Annotated in this window: 15 protein-coding genes and 1 riboswitch; of the genes, 5 read left to right on the top strand and 10 right to left on the bottom strand. The window is 39.8% G+C overall.

The genetic code is table 11. From position 1 onward, the window contains the following. Positions 1 to 157: 157 nt before the first annotated feature. Positions 158 to 268, bottom strand: a riboswitch (TPP riboswitch). A gap of 119 nt (positions 269 to 387) precedes the next feature. Then, a complete protein-coding gene (locus L634_RS0109150; protein WP_026582189.1) occupies positions 388 to 840 on the top strand; it encodes an OsmC family protein in 453 nt (150 codons plus the stop codon). Positions 841 to 874: 34 nt separating this feature from the next. On the opposite strand, the gene L634_RS0109145 is transcribed toward L634_RS0109150, so the two are convergent. Further along, a complete protein-coding gene (locus L634_RS0109145; protein WP_026582188.1) occupies positions 875 to 1,624 on the bottom strand; it encodes a Cof-type HAD-IIB family hydrolase in 750 nt (249 codons plus the stop codon). A gap of 317 nt (positions 1,625 to 1,941) precedes the next feature. After that, positions 1,942 to 2,232, bottom strand: a complete 291-nt coding sequence (locus L634_RS0109140; RefSeq protein WP_026582187.1) for a hypothetical protein — start codon at positions 2,230 to 2,232, stop codon at positions 1,942 to 1,944. A gap of 147 nt (positions 2,233 to 2,379) precedes the next feature. On the opposite strand from L634_RS0109140, the gene L634_RS0109135 reads away from it, so the two are divergent. Then, on the top strand, positions 2,380 to 3,441 hold the full coding sequence (locus L634_RS0109135; RefSeq protein ID WP_026582186.1) for an AbrB family transcriptional regulator: 1,062 nt from the start codon (positions 2,380 to 2,382) through the stop codon (positions 3,439 to 3,441). Between the two features lie 228 nt (positions 3,442 to 3,669). Here L634_RS0109135 and L634_RS0109130 read toward each other — a convergent pair whose 3' ends face one another. The 5 genes from L634_RS0109130 to L634_RS0109110 form a co-directional block, all read right to left on the bottom strand. After that, positions 3,670 to 4,992, bottom strand: a complete 1,323-nt coding sequence (locus L634_RS0109130) for a UDP-glucose dehydrogenase family protein (protein WP_034262374.1) — start codon at positions 4,990 to 4,992, stop codon at positions 3,670 to 3,672. 1 nt (position 4,993) lies between these two features. Continuing rightward, complete coding sequence (gene galU, locus L634_RS0109125) at positions 4,994 to 5,899, bottom strand: UTP--glucose-1-phosphate uridylyltransferase GalU (RefSeq protein ID WP_026582184.1); 906 nt, start codon at positions 5,897 to 5,899, stop codon at positions 4,994 to 4,996. A 399-nt stretch (positions 5,900 to 6,298) separates the two neighbouring features. After that, the gene (locus L634_RS30890; protein ID WP_084028874.1) at positions 6,299 to 7,918 is read right to left on the bottom strand and encodes a glycosyltransferase family 4 protein; all 1,620 of its coding nucleotides are present in this window, start codon (positions 7,916 to 7,918) and stop codon (positions 6,299 to 6,301) included. A gap of 2 nt (positions 7,919 to 7,920) precedes the next feature. Beyond that, entirely contained in the window at positions 7,921 to 9,015 is a 1,095-nt protein-coding gene (locus tag L634_RS0109115) for a CotS family spore coat protein (protein ID WP_026582183.1), read from the bottom strand. A gap of 375 nt (positions 9,016 to 9,390) precedes the next feature. Beyond that, a complete protein-coding gene (locus L634_RS0109110; protein WP_034262361.1) occupies positions 9,391 to 10,449 on the bottom strand; it encodes a glycosyltransferase in 1,059 nt (352 codons plus the stop codon). Positions 10,450 to 10,799: 350 nt separating this feature from the next. Between L634_RS0109110 and L634_RS0109105 the strand changes: the two genes are divergently transcribed. Then, the gene (locus L634_RS0109105; protein WP_026582181.1) at positions 10,800 to 11,807 is read left to right on the top strand and encodes an NAD-dependent epimerase; all 1,008 of its coding nucleotides are present in this window, start codon (positions 10,800 to 10,802) and stop codon (positions 11,805 to 11,807) included. A 315-nt stretch (positions 11,808 to 12,122) separates the two neighbouring features. Here the strand turns inward: L634_RS0109105 and L634_RS0109100 are convergent, their stop codons facing one another. Beyond that, the gene (locus L634_RS0109100) at positions 12,123 to 12,872 is read right to left on the bottom strand and encodes a C39 family peptidase (RefSeq protein ID WP_026582180.1); all 750 of its coding nucleotides are present in this window, start codon (positions 12,870 to 12,872) and stop codon (positions 12,123 to 12,125) included. A 299-nt stretch (positions 12,873 to 13,171) separates the two neighbouring features. On the opposite strand from L634_RS0109100, the gene L634_RS0109095 reads away from it, so the two are divergent. Then, a complete protein-coding gene (locus L634_RS0109095) occupies positions 13,172 to 14,107 on the top strand; it encodes a MerR family transcriptional regulator (RefSeq protein WP_026582179.1) in 936 nt (311 codons plus the stop codon). Positions 14,108 to 14,520: 413 nt separating this feature from the next. Here L634_RS0109095 and speD read toward each other — a convergent pair whose 3' ends face one another. After that, positions 14,521 to 15,345, bottom strand: coding sequence for an adenosylmethionine decarboxylase (gene speD / locus L634_RS0109090; RefSeq protein ID WP_026582178.1), 825 nt, complete (start codon positions 15,343 to 15,345; stop codon positions 14,521 to 14,523). A gap of 242 nt (positions 15,346 to 15,587) precedes the next feature. Here speD and L634_RS0109085 point away from each other — a divergent pair, with 242 nt between their 5' ends. Continuing rightward, positions 15,588 to 16,742, top strand: a complete 1,155-nt coding sequence (locus L634_RS0109085; RefSeq protein ID WP_026582177.1) for a CAP domain-containing protein — start codon at positions 15,588 to 15,590, stop codon at positions 16,740 to 16,742. Between the two features lie 90 nt (positions 16,743 to 16,832). On the opposite strand, the gene L634_RS0109080 is transcribed toward L634_RS0109085, so the two are convergent. After that, a partial coding sequence (locus L634_RS0109080) for a transposase (protein WP_026582176.1) occupies positions 16,833 to 17,012 on the bottom strand: 180 nt, incomplete at its 5' end.

Raw genomic sequence — 17,012 nt, 5'->3', positions numbered from 1 at the left:
AACTCCTGCTCCCTCATGTATATAGTACAATCTAACTGGTAGATTCATTGGAATCGCACCATTTTTTATAGCCTAGCCATTTCTTCATTGTTCGGCCAAAATAAAAACCAGATCCATTCTTGGACCTGGTTGATTCATGTAAGAGACTATACGTACTATTTTACAAATACCACTTTCCTACGCTGGCATAATCCAGATCAGGTCCGAAGGGTAAAAAACAGATCGGTTTCTTTCTCAGTCCGCGCATCGGACACCCCTAGCAGTAAAGCTATTAAGTTGGCTGATTTCATCTTAGCCCTAAAAATGAAATCTGTAAAGTCTTGCATTTCTTCCGCTGTCTCTATATGGTTGTTAGTAGAAATTTTAAACAGCTTGGAGGACTATATAATGGCTGAACACCACTTTCACTTAAAAGCACATTGGCCAGGGCTTCGCAATGATGTTGGAGAAATTGAAGCCGGCCAGTTAAAAACGAAGGTTTCAATTCCCCCTGAAATGGATGGTCCAGGGATCGGCACAAATCCCGATGAAATGCTTCTCGGTGCTGCAGCAACATGCTATATTATTACGCTTGCAGCTATGATGGAACGGAGCAGGCTCGAAAAGAAAGATCTTTCAATGGAATCAGTCGGGATTGTGGATGTAACCAATGGGGTGATTACGTACAAGAAAATCATCCATTGCCCTACAATCCTTTTAAGTGCCGGTGTGTCTGAAAGAGACATTTCCCTTGCACGAAAACTGGCACAAAAGGCAGAAGCATCCTGCATGATTTCCAGGGCTATTAAAGGAAATGTAGCGGTAGAACTCGACGTAAAGATTTTGATTGCAGCTGATTAATGAAAAACCGGCAATTTTTGCCGGTTTTTCAGACTTATAAGACCCACTTTCGGATCGCTTGGGCAACGCCCGCTTCATCATTTGATGCAGTCACAGCATTGGCAGTTTCTTTGACAATGTCCTGGGCATTTCCCATTGCCACTCCCCAGCCTGATTCCTCAATCATGGCTATATCATTTAAGCTGTCTCCCATTGCCATGACATTTTCCATGGAGATGCCAAGAATCTCGGTTACCTGCTGAATCCCTTTTGCTTTATTGATGCCAAGTGCATTGACTTCAATATTGGTTAAGCTGGAATTTGTGATTTCCAAATTCCCCTTGGATTGGAGCTCCTTGTGGATGATGTCCCTGATTTCATCATCAGTTATATCAAATCCGAATTTCAGCCATTCATGTTCATGCATATTATCAGGCATTTCGTTTCTCCAGACCCGGTCGCAGCTGGTAGCCCAAAAGTGGGTTTTGTGAGTCTGGGATAAGTTCCACATCCATTCCATCACCTTTGAGTCAACCGGAGTTCGGGAAATTAACTTCCCTTCCGGCCCAAAAATCTCACTTCCATTCACAGTGATTAAGTAAGAATTTAGTTCAAGAGAATCCGCATGATCACGTGCTGTCAGCCTGGACCGTCCTGTACTGAGGATTACCTCAATTCCTTTTTCCTTCGCTTCTCGGATAGCCTGTCGGTTTTCATCAGGAATTTCTCCGTCTGAATTTAATAAAGTTCCGTCCATATCAAGAGCGATTAATTTTATCTCTGGTACATTCAAATTTTCTGGCATCCTATTCTCCCTTCATCTTTAAATGATAAAGCCATTATATAGAAATAATAATCCATTTCAAAGAGAAAGCACTTGTAGTTGAATGATTATGTGCAGGCTGCCAGCGAATCGGAAGAACAAACCTTATTTCAAGCAGCGGAATTGTACACTTGGAAGGTGTCATAATAGATGACTCTGCTGCATATTTTTACACTATCGAAAGAAGCAGTATCGGATTCCAGGCAAGAATGGTGATGGAATCTGGAAGGTAAATGGGCTGACGCTTCAATCAATATTGCCTTTAAGCTTGTACCTATATAGGTGCAAGCTTATTTATCTTAGCCAAAAAGCCTGCCGAAGAATACGATAATCGCCAGGACGGATGAAAGAAAAAGTGTAAGAACAATGGAAAATAAAACATGGAAACCAGACTGCCAATTTTCCACTTTTTTCAGGCCGTAAAGACCCAGAAGAAAGACGCTGAATGTGAGTATGAGGAGAATTGAAAATGGACGCTGGCCGATTTTATCCAAATATATATCATATAGAGGTGAAAAACCCAGCATCAGAAATAAACCAAGACAAATAAAAGATAGGACAAAAACAATATGGCTTAACTTTTCCGGCATGGCTAATCCCCCTTTCCAGGACAGATATTAACTCTCTTTTTGTAAATGTATGATTCAATCTTAAGGTATAAAACTTGTAATTAAATGATTGTTTATATATGGTAAAACTAGATTAATGAAATATTGCATAAAAAGAAGGGTTTTAATGTGAAAAACAATTTGATAATCACCTTTTTAACAGCTTCCAGTGGAGCTTTTCTTTTTTCCTTGCTGAATCTGCCGGTTGCTTTTCTGCTCGGGGCGATGACAGCAGTCCTTGTCGGCAGCCGGATAAGCAAAATCCCTTTTTATTGGCCTGTGAAACTGCGTGATGCAGGAATTATAATAGTGGGATACAGCATTGGCCTTTCTTTTACAAAGGATGCAGTTATGCTAATCCTGCAAAAACTGCCCTTTATTCTGCTCGTTACAGTATGCATGGTTCTCTTTAGTGCTTTATCGGCCCTTTTAATCGCAAAATTAATGGGGGTTGACTATCCAACTGTTTTAATCGGCAGCATTCCTGGCGGGCTCTCGCAAATGATTCTGCTGGCTGAAGAAGTAAAAGGAATTGATCTTACTGTTGTTACTTTTATGCAGGTTGCAAGGCTGACGCTGATTATCTTTATCGTGCCATTCTTAATCTTTGGGCCATGGTTTCAAACAGCTTCTGGCACTGCTTATCAGGCTGCAGAACCCTTATGGAAAGATTTATTTCCAAATATCCTTCTCTTTGCCCTCGTTTCTTATATCGGCATTTTATTAAGCAGGCGCCTAAAGCTTCCTACCCCTTACTTGCTAGGTCCGATAATGGGTACAGCAGCCCTTGTCATTGCAGGAATAAACGGGCCGGAACTTCCGGCTGCTATGCTGGATATATCACAGCTTTTAATCGGAACGCATATTGGCTTGATGATGAAGCCGGAAAAGCTTAAGCATAAAGCCAAAACCATTTCGCTTGCTGTATTAAGCGGGCTGCTCCTTATAGCGGGCTCCCTTTTGCTGAGTTTGCTGATTATGTATTTTTTCCATCTTTCTCCATCAACTAGCTTTTTAAGTCTCGCGCCTGGAGGAATGGATCAAATGGCGATTATCGCCCATGAAATTGATGCCAATTTAGCAATTGTCACAGGGTATCAATTGTTTCGATTGTTTTTTATCTTTTTTGTGGTTCCCCCATTTTTAAAATGGCTATTTTACAAGTTTAGAAATTTGGAAACTTCAGGATAAAAAGGGGGTCTGTCCAGGCAATTGGCAGAAAAATTTCATGCATATTTTTTTCTGCAAATGTTACATTATTTTTTGGGAATCATACCATACATGCATTTATTAATCCTCTTATATAACGGCTGTTAAGATTATGTAGTTGCCGGCTGGTTGCAGCCTGCCCAATGCTGAAAGCTTATTCAGCCAAAAAGTGCCTGAACCATTCAACACAAGGGGATCAGGCACACCAGTTTATTCATTTTTCCCAATTAAAATAGAGGGTCTTCCAATTGGATAATATTCGATTACCTGACATTCTTTTATCCTATCTATATCTAAACAGTTTCTTCCATCGAAAATAATCGGATTCTTCATCTTTTTTAATAAGCTGGCGACATCAAGTTCTTTAAACACGTTCCATTCTGTAACAATAAAGACAGCATCTGCATTCCTTGCAGTCTCATCAATTGAACTTGTAAACGTAATCATATCTCCCAATACTTTTTTGGCATTATTATTTGCAGCAGGGTCAAAGGCAGCTACTTCTGCCCCAAGCTTTGTTAGCAGGCTTGATATCTTAATAGAAGGTGCTTCCCGCATGTCATCTGTCTCCGGCTTAAATGCCAAACCTAACATTGCAATCTTTTTTCCTGATAGATTCCCAAAACGGTTCAATGCTTTTTTTATGAGTAATAAGGCTTGAGAATCATTAATAGCTATTGTTTCCTTTAGCAAAGAAAAATGGACTCCATTCTTGTTAGCGGTATGAAGCAAGGCTTTAACATCTTTTGGAAAACAAGACCCTCCATATCCAATACCGGGACGAAGAAAGGATTCCCCAATCCTTTTATCTTTTCCCATCCCCATTGCCACATCTTCAATATCCGCTCCCACCGCTTCACATAAATTTGCCATTTCATTAATAAAGCTGATTTTTGTAGCCAAAAAGGAATTTGAGGCATATTTAATCATTTCCGCACTTCTAATACTTGTAAGTATAATAGGGACATTTAAAGGACTGTACATATCTTTGACTTTTTTAGCCGCTCTCATGCTTTCATAGCCTATAATGATCCTGTCTGCTTTCAATGTATCTTCAATTGCGGATCCTTGCCTAAGAAACTCAGGGTTTGAAATAATATCAATATTAACTCTCTTGCAGCACTTATTTAAAATCCTGCTTTTCACATATTCATTTGTACCCACCGGTACGGTGCTTTTTATCACTACAATAGCATCTTTTTGCAAATAGAATGAAATGTCCTCTGCTGCTTTTTCAATGTAGGTTAAATCAGCTCCACCATCGTCCCTTTGCGGAGTTCCAACAGCAATTATTATGATCTCAGCATCCTCAAATCCTTCTTGGTGAGAACTTGTAAACTGCAATCTTCCAGCGTTCATATTTTCCTTGAGTAATGATTCCAGACCAGGCTCATAAATTGGTGATATTCCATTAGTAAGATTCTTTATCTTTTGTTCATCGGTGTCGATGCACACAACATGATGGCCTATTTTTGACAAACAAACACCTGTTGACAGTCCAACATAACCTGTACCCAAAACCGCTACATTCATCTTAATCATACTCTCTTTCTGCAACTTGAAAATATTCCTTCTTTTCAATTTCCTTTATGTGTGTCAGAACATGTTCCCTAATGTCTTCTCTTTGCAGCGCAAAGTCAATTGTTGCTTTAATAAACCCCATTTTTCCCCCAATATCGTAACGAGTCCCTTTGAAATTGAATGCATATACTGCCTGTTGTTTATTTAATTCATTTATTGCATCAGTCAGCTGCAATTCATTCCCATGGCCTGCCGGAAGCCTCTCGAGAATATCAAATATTTCCGGTCTTAAGACATAACGGCCCATGATGGCGTATCTTGATGGAGCCTCTTCTAATGAGGGCTTCTCTATCAAAGAATCAATACAAAGCAAATTCCCCTCCATAATAGTTCCTTTTGGATTGATGATTCCATACTTGCTTACTTCTGTGTCCGAAACGGTCTGAACACCAATTACCGAGGAGTTGCTGTAATTATAAGCATCGATAATTTGCTTTAAGCACGGCGTTTCAGACTTGACAATGTCATCTCCTAAAAGGACTGCAAAAGGTTCATTTCCAATAATTCTTTTAGCGCATAGCACCGCATGTCCTAAGCCCCCCGTCTTTTTCTGACGGACATAATAGATATTTGCGATGTTGGATATTTTCTGGATTTCTTCTAATAAGGCAAACTGTTTCTTTCTTAAAAGAACGTCTTCAAGTTCATACGATTTATCAAAGTGATCTTCAATTGATTTTTCTCCTCTGCCAATAATGATTACAATGTCTTCTATTCCAGATGCCGCTGCTTCTTCTACCACATATTGAATTGTTGGTTTATCAACAATAGGCAGCATTTCTTTTGGCTGGGCCTTAGTGGCAGGCAGAAAGCGGGTTCCCAGGCCTGCAGCAGGAATAATAGCCTTTCGAATTTTCATAGTGTGCCTCCTATTTTATCCTTATATTTATCTATGCGATGGGACAAATGCTGGTCACGTTAAAAGCCTATTTATCTTGTTAAAAAGAGTTCTTTTTGTGTTATTTGTCTGTAATATCTTTCAAATCAAAAGACAAAAACCCCTCAACTGGGGTTTTTATCTATTGATGCAGCACTTTTACCGTGAAAAAACATTACGGTTTGCAGCCCTTATGTTATTTTTTTAATTCCGTGCTGTTGCTCGCATTCAATTATTAGAGCAGGGCGTCTCTTCTTTGAATAGTTTTCTCCGCCGCTGTGCTGGTTTTTATTTAGAAGCATAATTTAACCAAATGTGCCCCTCATCTCAGAATAGATCTCTTTTTCTTTGCTCCGATTTTTATTTTCGTCAGGCATATCATCATCCGGTCAAAATCGAGCCGCTCATTACGGAGTAGGTTTCCTCTTCTCGCCTTCGTTTTTTATTCATGGCAGGTATGTCGTCTGGACTAAATGGGCCTCTCATCACGGAGTATGCTTCCTCTCCCCTGCTCCGCTTTCGATTCATTCTTGAAAATTCATCTGAATCATATGGGCCTTTCATAACGGAGTAGGTTTCCTCTTCACTGTGCCGCTTTCTATTCAAAGTCGGCATGTCATCCTGACAAATCGGGCCTCTCATCACAGAATAGCATTCATCGTCTCTGTGCCGTATTGCTTTCCCGCGGATATGGCTTTGTGATCTTCGACGGGGGAATATATGAATGGAATATGGAGGGTAATCAGATGGTTTCTCAGCAGGCTCCATGCTTTGTTGGTCACCAGTTATTTGCTCCTGTAAAACCTCTGTAGCCAAGGAAGCCTCTGTCTCGTCAAAAATACCCGCATCGATTGACATTTGGCTTGCTTGCTCCCAAACTTCCAATATCTCGGAAGCTACCCGATTATACTGATAAATGGAAACAGCGAGCTCTCGTCCTTTTTCACCCATTCTTCTCATTAATGACTTATTTGCTAGTATTGCTGTAATCTTTTCTTCAAAGTTTGCGGGATCTTCCGGGTTATTAACAACTAAACCGTTTTCTCCCGGAATAATGACCTCAGGATTTCCGCCTCTTGCGGTAGTCACGATTGGCAGGCCAGCAGCCATTGCTTCATAATGTACCCGAGCCAAAGGTTCCTGCCATATCGAAGTACAAACAAAAAGATCAGCTGCGGCAAACCAGTTTTGAATCTCACTCGGAGAAACAAACCCTGTTGTTACCACTGGTACTGGCAGTCTGTTCGCCAAAGCTCTTACATAGGCTATATAATCGGAGATATCATTTTGGCTAAACCATTTACTTCCAACGATAACCACAGCTATATTATTAAATTTTTTGGCAAGTCCCGGTATTGCCCTAATTAACCGATCGACTCCTTTGTTGTTTGAAAGTCTGCCGGCAAATAAAATGACTGTCTTGTTCTCTAAGCCGTGCTCTCTGCGAATATCATTCCTGATTTTCTGCATCCTTGGGTGATGCCCCGGTAAAAAACGGTGCGTATCAACTCCTGAATAAATGGTGCGAATTTTTGATGAGGCTTGAGGATACTCGCTTCTGATGATACTGCCGATATAATCACTGACGGTTACTATTTTTGAGACTTCCTCCACTGCAGCTTTTGCCTCATTTGGGTCGATCTTTTCTGGTTTAAACATATCGTTATGCATGCTCAATGTAATTTTTGAATTAGGAGATGCCTGTCTGACGGGTAAAACTAATCGTGGTCGATTAAAGATATGAATTAGGTCGAATTGGTTGGATTGAAGATAACGCACCACTTCATCCCGGTATATTTCAAATACTTTTCCCGGGATACGGACATAATGGGTACCGTCAATTGTTTCCTCCTCTGGAAGCGATGGATCACTGACTCCTAAAACTGTAACGTCATGCGCTTTGCTTAGATAAGGCAAACTGCCGGAAATATAGGTTTGAATGGCCCCACCTAACACAGGCGGAACCGGAAGCTTTTCTGTACAAATCATTAACACTTTCAAATTTACTCGACTCCCTTCCAATCATTTTGGATTTCTTCCAGCACGGGCCACTTTGACTGGTCGGTATCCACAATGGTCTGGATTAAGGATGTTGTTGTATCATCCAGAAAAATCTCAGGCTCATACACAACCTCTTTAATATTCTTGTAGAATTCATTTGGGAGAGATAAATCAATCATGAGGATTTCATATAGTTCCTGCGAAATCGGATTTGCCTCGTGATAAGCCATAATCATTTCTCTCACCCAGGCAGCATCCCATCTATATAAATCTGCCATTGTTCCGGTGATCAGCTTTCTCAAATCACGAATTGGCAGGTCATATGCTACACCATCCAGATCAATAATCCACATGCCATCGGCTCCCATTTGGCCATTTGACCACCCGTAGTCCTGATGAACCAATCCCCAATGCTCATTTCCTCTTTTGGCAAGTTCCCAATAGCTTGATTGATTTAACCTTTCGAGACTCTTTTTTGCCTGCTGTTCAAATGTATCCACAACATTCAGCAAATGTGAACTTGCTGGCATTTCTTCGTACGCTTTAGCAATGTTTCTGAACCAGTCCATTTTGGTTATCACTTTTTCATAGCTTTTTGGCCATTTGTACACCCTTGAAGCGATTTCAGCGTTCGGCGGCGGTGTATATCCTTTGCTTAAGCGGTGAAATTCTCCAAGAGCGTTACACAGCTGTTTAGCCCCTTCCAAGTCTTTTGTGACCGGTGCCAATGGTTCTATCCACTCCGCTACGAACCATAACTTGCCTCCTGCCTCAACATATTGCTCTCCGTTCTTTGTTCTGATTATTGGCGGTACCCTTGCCTTTTGCACATTGACTAGATATTCCTGGGCACCAAGGCTAAAGAGGCTTCTGCTAGGCCTTCGATGCAGTAATTTCAAACTTTTTGGCCCAGAGCTTGTTTCAAGTTTCCAGATAGCTCCGCCTTTATCTGGCTTCGTGGTGACTACCTCCATACTCTGAACGGAAAAGTCGTAATACCGAAGAACTTCTTCAGCTAGAGCGCCTATATAGTCAGGTATAAAAAATTCGTGAGCTAGCTCATCGACTTCCCATGGGATAATATTTTTATTTTCCATATTACTCCTCCTAAAAGAATCATCACTCTTTATAAATTATGTTCCACTAGACACTTTGTATAGGACAAATTCACCAGTATACCCATACTTTGGTTGTTTGTCCTATAGAATAAAAAAAACCAAGAGATTGCCTTGATTACAGGCTCTGCATGGTTCTGATTTATTAACTCATATTCGGATATGAACAGATGGTGAAAAAATATAAGAAAATAGGAGTACTAGATATTGTGCAGCTGAATGACGGTTTGAAGGAATAGATGACCTAAAAAGTTTATCTCTTGTATCCAATAAGGGCGAGTACGATTGCATTTCCTTTAAAGCGTCATTCAGCCTGCCATTCAATTGCTTTTACTGCTGTTGCACAGGAAACGATATTCATCCATGAAACAGCTCATCATAAAATTCAGCCTGCTGACGAAGCTGACGATTTTGATCAAATTTTTGCTCAATTTTTTTACGTGCTGCCATTGTAAATCGTTCCCACAGATGTCTATTAGTCAGCATAAATTCAAGTCCCTCTGCAAGTTCGTTAACATTATTTTCCTTTACGAGAAATCCATCTTCATTGTGTGTAATTAATTCGGGAATTCCCGCATGAAAGGTAGAGATGACTGGTACACCCGTAGCCATCGCCTCTTTTATTGTATTGGGAATTCCTTCCACATCACCATTTGAAGCTTGCAGGCTTGCTGCACAAAAGAGATCTGCACTTGCCATTTGATCCCGGACTTTATCTTTATAGAGGTAGTTTAATAGCCGGAATGAGTCTCCCAAATTCAGCTGGTTCGCCAATGAATTAAGATGTCCTTCAAGCTCCCCTCTTCCAACGATAGTTAGTGTAGCCTGCGGAAATTTGTCTTTTATTTTTTGAAAGGCCTGCATTAAGACATGATGTCCTTTTTTCTCTACAAACCTTCCCATTGATAAAATGTTTTGAGAGCCTTCCATATTAGGTGAACGGTATTTGAATTGATCTAGATCAACACCTCCATACAACACTTTGATCTTCTCTGCGGGGCAGCCCCATGAGCTTATTCTCTCCCCTAAGTAATGACAGACAGGTAAAAATAGCTCTCCCCGATCGAAAAGGATTTTAATATTATCCAAATAATCATCAGGCTGATTAGCCAATGTTGCGTCTCGTCCGCGAATGCTGGTTACGAGCGGAAGATTTGTATCCTCTTTGAAGGGAAGCAGCAATATCCCTAACTGGGCGTGATGAGCATGCATGAGGGAAATCTTGTATTTTTCCGCATAGTCACTTGGAGTACAAATTTTATTTAAATAGTGAACCTTCTCGTTTAAAAGAGAACGATCAACCATATATTGAGGCTTTCGGATCAAATGAATGTAATCATATCCAGGAACTTGCCTAATTTGAGGAATATACTGAGTTGGATCCACTCTTAGATTTAAATGCAGGGCAATGGGCAAATAAATCTCTCCTTTCAATTAAAATCAGAAGAATCTCTGGTCCTTCCCATATAAAATATGCGCAATTGTCCTGAGTAGCTTGGGCGAATGGTAAATTTCCCATATCCATCCCTGGCACCTGGCCTAAAATCGTGAATCCTTATTGCTGTGAGAAAAATGGCTATTTATGTATATAATTTATAGGCTCTTGCACTTACCTCTTGATTCGTTCCGATTATACATATACAAAGGCATGCATCGGTTTCCGATGGATTTTTGTAAATCCAATCTAATAGATGCCTGGATTTTCGTTTCATGACCGTTCATATTCAGATGAACAATTTTGAAAAAAGATAGGATGATGAACTTAAATGACCATTTTAGTTACGGGGGCGGCTGGCTTTATTGGTTTTCATTTGTCAAAGCGTTTATTAGCCATGGGTTATCGTGTGATTGGTGTGGATAACCTGAATGAGTATTATGATGTCCGTTTAAAACATGAACGACTTAAGCTGCTGGAGAATAAACCTCATTTTCAATTCTATAAAATGGATTTAACAAATAGAGAAGGTCTGATGGAAATTTTCAAGAGCTGTAATATTAAAATTGTCATAAACTTAGCTGCTCAGGCAGGGGTTCGGTATAGCCTTCAAAACCCACATGCATATGCAGAATCAAACATAGTCGGCTTTATGACCATTTTGGAAGTATGCAGACATTTTGGTGTAGAGCATTTGATTTATGCTTCATCGAGTTCTGTTTATGGAGCAAATGCCAAAATTCCATTCTCTGCTGATGATTCTACTGACCATCCTGTCAGTTTATATGCTGCCAGTAAAAAGGCTAATGAATTAATGGCACATACGTATAGCCATCTTTTTAATATTCCAACCACCGGGCTGAGATTCTTTACAGTATACGGTCCATGGGGAAGGCCTGATATGGCTTATTACTCTTTTACAAAGAACATTATGGAAGAGAAAACAATAAGGGTATTTAATAAAGGGGATATGCGAAGGGATTTTACTTATATAGACGATATTACAGATGGAATAGTCAGGCTGCTTGACCATCCGCCAAAACATAATGGGAGATGGGATCGGGAAAATCCTGTTCCAAGCTCAAGCTATGCCCCATTTAAAATTTATAATATTGGCAATAATAAGCCTGTAAAATTATTGGATTTTATTCATACACTGGAAACATTAATCGGGAAAAAAGCTAAAATAGAATTTGCTCCAATGCAGCCAGGAGACGTTAAAGAAACCTATGCTGATATTACCGACCTTCAAAAAAATACAGGGTTTTATCCGAGCACCTCAATCGAAAAGGGGCTATCTAGATTTGTAGATTGGTATAAAGAATATCATTCTAAATAAAAGGCCCCTCTGCTTTAGATTTGGATTAAAAGCGAAGCTGCAGAAACTTGTATCTCTATTATTCTTAAAACCAGAGAAAGACCTACCAATAGTTATGCTTTGTTGTTAAATAAGAAAAAGATTAAAATAATTGCTTTATTAAATCAAAAAGGCAATTGAATTTAATCAAAAACACAATGAATACACAGTCATTTCATACTTGCATTTTGGCACAGAAGAGCTGCCTTATAATAATTTAATCATTTTCATATTAAAAAAAGACAACTCTTTTGTGAATTTAGTTTAAAAAAATAAACAGAGGGTATTTCGAGCATTTTAATTAATGACAACTGCCTGAGAGCCCATTAGTTCCCACGCTTTAATAAAAGGCTCCATAGGCACCTTTTTATTTTTGGTTCCGTACGGATCGTTTACATAAACATTATTCTCATCATAGCCAGTAATGGCTACACTATGCATTTGAAACGTGACATCAACAGGACCGTTTGGAGTGTTCCAGGTTTCAAAAGAAGCTGCCGGCGACAAACTGGCTGTTGTGATGATCCATACCGGTGACCCGTTTGCCACCTTTTGAAGAAGCACGTTAAATGGTTTACCGGTCAGATTTTCTGCGCGTTCAGGAAAATATTTTTTTGCGAGTTCAAATATTGGCCCCTGGTAAACACCCAATCCAGGACCATCCTCCATGTTTCCAACAAATCCTTTATTCGGATTACCGTATCCTCCGCTGCTGTATCGAAGCGGAACACGGCTTATTTCATTCGCCAAATCATTTTTCGTTACATCAATGCCTTCATAATTCATAACCATTGCAAGGCTAGTAACCTCACATCCATTATATAAGCGAGGACTATCCATTTGATTAAACAAAGGGACATCAAGAAGAACGGACTGTTTCATTTCTTCTTTTTTGAACGGCAGATGTTTTGCTTCAGCATGAGGTACTGCTGTATATTGTATCTCCCTTTCCTTCGATCCTTCGCCATTCCCAAGTTGAATGCTTCCCAAAGTCAGCGACAAACCAATCCCGGCTGCGACAGATACAGCAATAATCCTATTACCCAATTTACATACTCCCTTTTTCCATGCTTTTAATACTTTATTAGTTTACTAAACTACAAGATACATTGTGCCATACCCTAATAGATATGACAAATTAGGCGGCCATTAGGCAAGAACCTTTAATGAAATTTGTCAGAATACACCCGGTTTGTTTATTTCTGATGAAAAATATCTTCTTTTGAGAGCTTTTGTCATGAGGCAGGAAAAAGGGGGAGCCCTTGCTGAATACGTTTACTAGCTAGATTCGGAACAACCTTCCGAAACATTCAGAACACAACAAATAGATGAAAGGGCTGAGTAAAATGGATACTCAATATATGAAAGCTTACACAATTAAAGAGGTTTCAAAAATGCTGAATGTTCCGCCTGGGACGCTGCGGCAATGGGAAAAAGACTTAAATGGGATATTGTTAATACCAAGGTCAAAACAAGGTGCAAGGTTTTATACAGACCATGAAATAAATTTACTTGAAAAAGTAAAACAAATGCGCGATAAAAATTTAAGCAAAGAAATGATTCGGGATTTATTGCAAAAACATATGGACATTTCTTCGGAAGCTGGTTCCGAACCAGCCGAATCCTCACTGGCGCCAGTCCAGCAGGATGCCGGAATACATACTGAACAGCACTCGGGCATGAATGCAGAGCAATTCATGGCCTTGATGGATACTTTTAAGGATAGCTTGATCACTGATGTCAGAAATGAAATCCGCAATGGAATTCGAAAGGAAGTTTTAGAAGAAGTGAAAAAAGAGATTTCAAAAGGATCGCTGCATACCGTTAAAAGCCTATCAGACTCGATTTATAAATCAAGTGAAAAGACCAAATCGGAAATTGAAGATCTTTCTTCGAAGATCCGGCAAGCTTCGGAAGATACTTCCGAAGCGGTCGGAACCCTTTCCAAGAGGGTTGCGAAGAGTTCGAAACGCACTTCCGACCAAATCCATCAATTAACAAACAAGCTGACAGAATCCTCGGAGGCCTCTTCCGAAGAATTCAAAACGATGATCCATTACATTTCATCTTCTGCGGAGGTAACGAGTACTGAAATCAGCTCCTTAATTGAGACCTTAAATACAGACCGCGAAATCTACATCGAAACAATCAACAAAGAACGGGAACAATATTGGCATGAAGTCAAACAAAGAGAAGAAGTCTTCCAGGATATGATTGTGTCTTTCCGGAATGCAGCTGCTTCACAAGAACCAGCTAAGAAATGGTGGGAGTTTTGGAAGTAACAAAATATTGAGGCGAATATTGGCTTTTATTTGAGAGCCCGATAACGGCGCCGATTAGTTTTTGTACAGGTATTGATTGTTTATGAAGACGTTTTGGGGGCGAATGAAATGAAAAAGGTCATCATGAAGTAATTATGAAAACGATTCTGATGGAGGAATTCGGCAGACGCACATGCTTTCCATCAGGGTACCGTGTTTAAGACTGCTTCCCCTCCCCTCCTATAATGACAAAAAACCAGGTGCTCTTTCCTGGTTTTAGTTTTGCTTTTTGGCAATATAAATGGATAAATGGAAGATTTTAATTGCGGTTTGCTTTTAAAACCGCCTTAATGGTTTTTATCATTTTATAATCTGTCTGGAACTTTTATCATTAATTCTACCAAAAAGAAAACAGCCCCATTTTGGGGGCTTTCCTACTCTGACATTGAACCTGGATTAATATTCTTACCGTAAAAAATTTCATCCATTTCAGTCGTAAGCCTTTCGGTAATTTCGTCAGCTTCTTCCGGATCAAGCTTGTCTTTGGTATATCCGAATAAATAATTATCCAAATCAAATTCCCGGATTTTGCATTTTGTGTGGAAGGTATGTGCCTGATAAATATTTACATCAATCATGTCAAAATCCTCTTTCACTTCCTCCGGAATATAATTCTGAATCGAGCTTATGTCGTGATCAATATAAAGTTTTTTCCCATCTTTATCTCTTGTAAATCCACGAACTCTGTAATCAATGGTCATGATGTCCGTATCAAAAGAATGGATCAAATAATTAAGAGCTTTCAGAGGTGAAATTTCTCCGCATGTTGACACATCGATATCTGCCCTGAAAGTGCTTATGCCTTCATCAGGGTGATACTCCGGATAAGTGTGAACGGTAATGTGGCTCTTATCCAGCTGCATAACAACATTTCCCGGCAGGGGTCCCGGAGATTCATCATAGGATTCATCCGGCACTTCCACTACCGGCCCTTCTGAAACAAGCACTGTTACACTTGCTCCTTGAGGCACATAGTCCTGCTGTGCTACGTTTAAAACATGTGCGCCAATGATATCCGATACGTTTTTTAAAATGTTTGTCAATCTCTCCGCACTATATTGCTCATCGATATAATCAATGTATGCTTCACGTTCTTCTCTTGTTTTTGTATAGCAAATATCATACATATTAAAACTTAGAGATTTGGTCAGATTATTAAAACCATGAAGCTCAATTCGCTGTTCTGGTGTTAATTTCAACTTTCTTCCCCCTTTAGATCAACTCAGCATCTCTTCATTTTTATATTATGTTACCCAAACTTTTCTTTTAAAAACGGATAATGTCGAAATCGGATGTGAACATAGGGTTATGCAACGGACAGATGAGGGTAGTAAAAAAAGGAAAGTCCACATTTTTTGCCTAGGAGGATTTTTAAAACTTATAATGAATGGGTATACCTTTGATATCTGAATAAAAGGTATATTTGAGAGGATGGTGACAATTGAGGAAGTTTTTGTTCATTTTTATCCTGTTAGTTTTCGGATTCGCTTTTTCTCAGCCTGATGAAAAAATGGCGGAAAATTCGAATTCAGGTACTGTTATAGATAGTATTAAAACAGAGTGGCAGACATTTAAGGAAAATCCTGAAGTGTCAGCAGCATTAAGTGAATTTTTTAATAAAATAAATATCTGGGCAAATACACTTACCCAGCAGTTAGAACAGCTTACTGGCGAGGAAAATCAAAAACCGGCAGAAGCAGAAAAGCCTGTCTTGGAATCACCTGATGAACAAGTATTCTCCGTTCATAATATTGAAATTGGAGATGACAAAGCTGAGGTTGAAAGCCATCTGGGGGCACCAAAAAGATCCACACTAAATGAATATGGCACTGAATGGCATGCCTATCATGAGAATTATCAAAACTTTGTAATGGTCGCCTATGATCAAAACAATAAAGCTGCAGGGATCTATACAAATCAGGATCTCATATCCTCAACAAAGGAAATTGCATATGGCACTCCAAAGGAAGCGGTTAATGAGCAGCTGGGCCAGCCATTGGATAAAATGCGCAAAGGTTTTACCCTTTATCAGCTTGAAGAAAAGAGAGATTATGATTTATTTGATTTGGATGGGAATTTCGTAACGGTTTTTTATGATAAGCACAGGGATAACACAGTTACATCTATTCAAATTATCAGCAAATCTCTGGAGAAGCAGAAACAATCGTTTTATGCAGAGGCCAGCAGCACTCTGAAGGAGGGCTTTGAATATCAGCTGTTTGATTTGACGAATGCAGACAGAGTTAATCATGGAGTCTCGATTTTGACCTGGGATGATCATGTAAGGGAAACAGCCCGCAAACATAGTCTCGATATGGCAGAGAACAATTATTTTGATCATACCAACCTGCAGGGCCTCTCCCCTTTTGATCGCATGCAGGCAGATGAGGTTGCTTTCATGGTTGCCGGAGAAAACCTTGCGTCCGGACAATTCAGCAGCATTTTTGCCCATGAAGGATTAATGAACTCAATTGGACATAGAAAAAATATTCTTCGCCCGGATTATGAATACCTGGGAGTGGGAGTCGCCTTTAATGCCCAATCACAGCCATACTACACAGAAAACTTCTATGCCAAAGTAAGTATCCGCCCGTAAAACGGGCGGTTTTAATTTCGCCCTATAAGGGCACTTTACTGACAATCCCCTAAAGGGGACTCTAAATTGACCGTCAACCGTTCACTCCTGTCACTTATCTTTAAATGGATCGACGTATTCCCTCTTTGTCATATGGTCGCGTAATTTATCCTCAGCTTCCTGCTCGCGGATATATTTTGCTACTGTTTTCTGGTTGAGTCCCACCGTACTCACGTAATATCCCTTAGCCCAAAATGTGCGGCTTCCGTGGTTATACTTTAAATTCGCATG

It is taken from the genome of Bacillus sp. J33 (genome assembly GCF_000518885.1).
In the GTDB taxonomy this organism is placed as follows: Bacteria; Bacillota; Bacilli; order Bacillales; family Cytobacillaceae; genus Cytobacillus.
Note: the sequence above shows the minus strand (reverse complement) of the source record. Positions and strands in the feature narration are given on the sequence as shown.